The organism is Streptomyces murinus, assembly GCF_002154555.1.
GTDB classification, from domain to species: Bacteria; Actinomycetota; Actinomycetes; order Streptomycetales; family Streptomycetaceae; genus Streptomyces; species Streptomyces murinus.
In genome coordinates this window covers 1-4,594 of record NZ_MUNF01000757.1, presented here as the reverse complement: position 1 = coordinate 4,594, position 4,594 = coordinate 1, and the positions used below count along the sequence as shown (strand labels likewise).

Below are 4,594 nucleotides of genomic sequence, written 5' to 3'. Positions count from 1 at the left end.
GGGTGATGCGGGCCCGTAACGCCCGCTCCACGCCGATCCGGGCCCGCATCACCCCCGCGTGGGCGCTGTCCGGCTCCTCCGCGAGCCAGGCGCGCACCACATCGCTGCCGGCGGCCGCCGCCGCGAGGATCTGGGTGCGCTGGGTCCACAGCCACCACTCGGTGGTCTCCGCGAGCAGGGCGCGCATGGCCACCCAGCGCCCGGTGCGTAACTCCTGGAGCACCGCGCGCAGGGCGTGGTCGGGTCCTGCGGGATCGTAGGAGGGTCTCGCTCCCTCGCGTGCCATCAGCCGAAGCCCCGGAGCCGGTGACGCATGGACGAGGCGGCGGAATGAGGTGGCAACAGCCCTCCCCTGGGCGGTGCGTGGTGGTCGGCGGCCACTATAGGGGTGGTGGTTCAGCCTCACCATTGTTGCCAACTCAATGAGCCAGCCAGGTGAGTTGGCAGATCATCGGTCCGCCTCGGGTCGGCTTGACGCCGGATGCGCACGGCGGCAGGCTGACGTGGTGATCTCTGGTGCCGGGCGCGGGAGGGTACGCATGACAGGGGCGGCGCGCCGGACGGCCGTACCGGAGCGGCGGACGGCTGGACCGGCGTGACGGCGGGGCCGGTACTCGCCGTCGACCAGGGCACCTCCGGCACCAAGGCCCTGGTGGTCTGCCCGGAGCGCGGTGTCCTCGGCACCGGATACGCCGAGGTCCGCCCCCGGCACCGGCCCGGCGGGCTGGTCGAGGCGGACCCGGGCGCGCTGTACGAGTCGGTGCTCGCGGCCGGCCGGAGCGCCCTCGCCGAGGCCGGTGAGCCCGTCGTCGCCCTGGGCCTCGCCAACCAGGGCGAGACCGTCCTCGCCTGGGACCCCGCGACCGGCCGCCCGCTCACCGACGCCCTGGTCTGGCAGGACCGCCGCGCCGAGACCGTCTGCGCCGAACTCGACGATCACCGCGAGGAGTTGCGGCAGCTCACCGGTCTCCCCCTGGACCCGTACTTCGCCGCGCCCAAGATGGCCTGGATCCGTCGCCGTCTCACCCGCGAGGGCGTCGTCACCACCTCGGACGCCTGGCTGGTGCACCGCCTCACCGGCGCCTTCGTCACCGACGCCGCCACCGCCGGCCGTACCCAGCTCCTCGACCTCGACCACGTCCGCTGGTCCGCCCGCGCCCTCGACCTCTACGGTCTCACCGGCGAACCCCTCCCGGCCATCACCGATGTCGCCCAACCGATCGGAGACACCCGGGAGTTTGGTTACGACATCCCGCTCACCGGGCTGATCGTGGACCAGCAGGCCGCGCTGCTCGCCCAGCGCGTCACCGCCCCCGGCGCCGCCAAGTGCACCTATGGCACCGGCGCGTTCCTGCTCGCCCACACCGGCGAACGTCCCCGGCGCGGCGACTCGGGGCTCGCTGCTTGCGTGGCCTGGCGGCTCGGCGGGACCACCAGCTACTGCCTGGACGGGCAGGTCTACACGGCCGCCTCCGCGGTGCGCTGGCTCGCCGACCTCGGGGTCATCGGTTCCGCCGCCGACCTCGACCCGGTCGGCGGCGCCGTCCCCGACAGCGGTGGCGTCACCTTCGTGCCCGCCCTCGCCGGACTCGCCGCCCCCTGGTGGCGCGGTGAACTGCGCGGCTCCCTCACCGGGCTCGGCCTCGACACCACCGCCGGCCATCTGGTGCGCGCCCTGTGCGAGGGCATCGCCGCCCAGGTCGCCGAACTCGCCGAGGCGGCCGCCACCGACCTCGGCACCCCGCTGGGGGCGCTGCGCGTCGACGGCGGCCTCACCCGCTCCGCGCTGCTCATGCAGACCCAGGCCGATCTGCTGCAACTCCCCGTCGAGGTCTCCGCGTTGCCCGACGCCACCGCGCTCGGCGCCGCCGCCCTCGCCCGCCTCGGTGCCGACCCCGACCTCGGCATCGCCGAAGCCCTGCCCGAGGAGCGCCCCGCCGCCGTGTACGAGCCCCGCATCCCGGCCGACCTGGCGGCCGAACGCCGCGCCCGCTTCCGCGCGGCCGTCGCCGCCCTGCCCGGCTCATGAGGGACGCCAGGGATCCGCTCCCGGGACCCCCGACCGTCACCGCCGAAGGCGCCCTGCCCGACCGGCCGTACGACATCGCGATCGTCGGCGCCGGAGTCGTCGGCTGCGCCATCGCCCGCCGGCTCGCCCGCCACCCCCGCCTGAGCGTCGCCCTGATCGAGGCGCAGGACGATGTGGGCCAGGGCACCTCCAAGGCCAACACCGCGATCCTGCACACCGGGTTCGACGCCGTACCCGGCACCCTGGAAGCCCGGCTCGTCCGCGAGGGACACGCTCGACTCGCGGCCTACGCGGCCGAGTCCGGCATCCCCGTCGAACCCGTCGGCGCGCTGCTCGTCGCCTGGGACGAGGAGCAACTCGCCGCCCTGCCGGGGCTCGCGGCGAAGGCGACAGCCAACTCCTACGACGAAGCACGACCGTTGAGCGAAGCGGAGCTGTACGCGCGCGAGCCGCATCTCGGTCCCGGCGCGCTCGGCGCCCTGCACATCCCCGGCGAGAGCATCATCTGCCCCTGGACCACCACCCTGGCGTACGCCACCCAGGCCGTCCGCGCCGGAGTCGCACTGCACCTGAACACCGCTGTGGATCAGGTCACTTGGGACGGCGGGCATCACCTGCACACCTCCCGGGGCACCCTCCGCGCCCGCCATCTCGTCAACGCGGCCGGGCTGGGCGCCGACACCCTCGACCGCCGCCTCGGACACGACGACTTCACCGTCACCCCGCGCCGCGGCCAGCTCCTGGTGTTCGACACGTTCGCCCGCCCACTGGTCCGGCACATCCTGCTGCCCGTACCGACCGCGCTCGGCAAGGGAGTTCTGGTCGCCCCCACCGTGTACGGCAAGGTGCTGCTCGGTCCCACCGCCGAGGACCTGGACGACAAGCGGGCCACCGGCACCACCGCCGAGGGCATCGCCCTGCTGCGGGAGCGGGGCCGCCGGGTCCTGCCCGCGCTGGTCGAGGAGGAAGTCATCGCCGCCTACGCGGGGTTGCGGGCGGCCACCGGGCAGGAGGACTACCGGATCGCCGCGCACCCCGAGCGGTCGTACGTCACCGTCGGCGGCATCCGCTCCACCGGTCTGACCGCCTCCCTGGCCATCGCCGAACACATCGCCGGACTGCTCGCCGACAGCGGCCTCGACCTCGGTCCCGAGCGTGATCTGGAACCGGTGCGCATGCCCAACCTCGGCGAGGCGTTCCCGCGCCCCCACCAGCGCCCCGAACTGATCGCCGCCGACCCCGCCTACGGCACCCTCGTCTGCCATTGCGAGCGGGTCTCCCTCGGCGAGATCCGCGACGCCCTCGCCGGTCCGATCCCGCCCCGCGGCCCGGACGGCCTGCGCCGCCGCACCCGGGCGCGGGCGGGCCGCTGCCAGGGGTTCTACTGCGGGGCGGCGGTAAGGGAATTGCTCGAACGGCAGGGCAGCGGGGAGCGCGCGTGACGGCGGTACGGCAGGTCGACGTCCTCGTGGTCGGCGCCGGGCCCGCCGGTCTCGCCGCGGCGGCCCGGCTCGCCACCGCCGGAGCCGGACGCGTGGAGGTCCTGGAGCGGGAGACGCGGCCCGGGGGAGTGCCCCGGCACTGCGCCCACGGCGGCTTCGGCACCTGGACCCGCCCGCTGACCGGCCCGCGCTACGCCCATCTGCTCGCGGCGGCGGCCGAGCGGGCGGGTGCGGTGATCAGGACGCGAACCACCGTGCTGGACTGGGAAGTTGCGGCCGTCCCCGGGGCGAACACTCTGCTGACCGTCGGGCCCGGCGGACCCGAGGCCCTCGGCGCGCGGGCCGTCGTCCTCGCCACCGGGGCCCGTGAACGCCCCCGCGCGGCCCGCCTGGTGCCCGGCACCCGGCCCGCCGGTGTCTACACCACCGGTGAACTCCAGCGGGCGGTCCATCTGTTCGGGCAGCGCATCGGCACCCGGGCGGTCGTGGTCGGGGCGCGGGACGTGTCGTACGCGGCGGCCCGGACCGTCCGCACGGCCGGTGCCGAGGTCGTCGCGCTGGTCACCGAACACCCCCGGGCCCGTACGAGCCCCGCCCGCGCCCGGTCGGCCCGACTGGTCCAGGGCATTCCGCTGCTGACCGGCACCACGGTCACCGAACTCCTCGGCCACGGGCGGCTGTCCGGCGTCCGCGTCCGCCACCGGGACGGCCGTACGACCGTACTGCCCTGCGACACCGTCGTGTTCACCGGCGACTTCGTCCCGGACCACGAACTCGCCCGGCGCGGCGCCCTCGACCTCGACCCCGGCACCCGGGGCCCCACCGTGCACACCGCCCTGCACACCTCGCGCCCCGGCGTGTTCGCGGCCGGAAACCTCCTGCACGCCGTGGAGCCCGCAGGCACCGCGGCCCGCGAGGGAGCCAGGGCGGCCGGTGCCGTCCTCGGTCATCTGGCGGGCGCCCCTTGGCCGCGCCCCGGAATCCCCGTCACCGTCGAGTCGCCACTGCGCTGGATCACTCCCAACCGCCTCACCCCCGACCTCCTCACTCCCGGCCGCGTCGACCCCAACGGCCCCGGCCCCGACCTCCGTCACCCGGCCGCCGCCCCCCCCCCGCCCCACCT

3 protein-coding genes and 1 pseudogene are annotated in these 4,594 nt (G+C 75.5%); 3 read left to right on the top strand and 1 reads right to left on the bottom strand.

Annotated elements, in window-relative coordinates:
• Positions 1-286, bottom strand: a pseudogene (locus CCN72_RS34460) (hypothetical protein); the annotation flags it as partial.
• 309 nt (positions 287-595) lie between these two features.
• On the opposite strand from CCN72_RS34460, the gene CCN72_RS34455 reads away from it, so the two are divergent.
• The 3 genes from CCN72_RS34455 to CCN72_RS34445 form a co-directional block, all read left to right on the top strand.
• A complete protein-coding gene (locus tag CCN72_RS34455; RefSeq protein WP_086812276.1) occupies positions 596-2,029 on the top strand; it encodes an FGGY family carbohydrate kinase in 1,434 nt (477 codons plus the stop codon).
• Positions 2,026-3,471, top strand: coding sequence for an FAD-dependent oxidoreductase (locus CCN72_RS34450; RefSeq protein ID WP_086812274.1), 1,446 nt, complete (start codon positions 2,026-2,028; stop codon positions 3,469-3,471). Before CCN72_RS34455 ends, CCN72_RS34450 begins: the two co-directional genes overlap by 4 nt.
• Positions 3,468-4,594 (top strand): NAD(P)/FAD-dependent oxidoreductase (locus CCN72_RS34445; RefSeq protein WP_107430243.1); only part of this gene is annotated, 1,127 nt, incomplete at its 3' end. The genes CCN72_RS34450 and CCN72_RS34445, both read left to right, overlap by 4 nt.